The 1,113-nt window shown below is 44.2% G+C and carries 1 protein-coding gene; it reads right to left on the bottom strand.

Going from position 1 to position 1,113, the window contains the following annotated elements:
* Positions 1–1,113, bottom strand: a 1,113-nt coding sequence (gene lysS / locus GMD4S_RS12270; RefSeq protein ID WP_000320949.1) for a lysine--tRNA ligase, incomplete at both ends; no start/stop codon positions are given.

Here is a 1,113-nt window from a genome sequence, read left to right as displayed (position 1 = left end):
CACGGATAGTAGTTGTATCAGTGAGGAGCATGCAGAGACGGTCGATACCGATACCCAAACCACCTGTTGGTGGCATACCGTATTCAAGGGCTTCAATGTAGTCGTAGTCAATACCAGTTGCTTCATCATCACCAAGCTCTTTAGCTTTAGCTTGAGCTTCAAAACGGCTGAGCTGGTCGATTGGGTCGTTCAACTCAGTAAAGGCATTACCGTACTCCTTAGTCATGATGAAGAGCTCGAAACGGTCAGTAAAGCGTTCGTCTTCAGGATTCTTCTTCGCGAGTGGAGATACTGCTACTGGATGTCCATAGACAAAGGTTGGTTGGATCAAGGTTTCTTCGACGAACTCTTCAAAGAAGGCATTGATGATGTGACCAACTTCAGTGTAGTGTTTCTCAACTGGAACTTTCTTCTCAGCAGCGATAGCTTTAGCTTCTTCGAAAGTCATATCTTGCCAGAAATCAACACCAGTAATTTCTTTGATAGCATCCACCATGTGAACACGTTTAAATGGTTCGTTGATCTTAATTTCAGTGCCCTGGTAGTTAACTGGACCATCACCCTTAACTACCTTAGCAGCGTGTTGGATAATACCTTCCGTCAAATCCATGATATCTTGGAAGTCTGCATAAGCTTGGTAAACTTCGATAGAAGTGAATTCAGGGTTGTGAGTAGCGTCCATTCCTTCGTTACGGAAGATACGGCCAATTTCATAGACACGTTCCATACCACCAACGATAAGGCGTTTCAAGTGAAGCTCAGTCGCGATACGAAGCACCATGTCAATGTTTTGGGCATTGTGGTGAGTGATAAATGGACGAGCAGCAGCACCACCGGCTTCATTATGAAGGACAGGTGTTTCCACTTCAAGGAAGCCTTTTTGATCTAGATAACGACGGATTTCAGAGATGATTTTTGAACGAGTAACAAAACGTTCGAAGCTTTCGCGGTTAGAAATCAAGTCAAGGTAACGTTTACGATAGATGGTTTCAACGTCTGTCAAACCGTGGAATTTCTCTGGAAGTGGGCGAAGTGCTTTAGACAAGTGTGTGATGTGAGTTGCCTTGATAGAAAGTTCTCCCATATCTGTACGCATGACTTCACCTTCGACAC

The sequence above is a fragment of the Streptococcus sp. GMD4S genome (assembly GCF_000296955.1).
The sequence above is the reverse complement of the archived record's forward strand: the minus strand, read 5'-3'. Positions and strand labels throughout refer to the sequence as shown.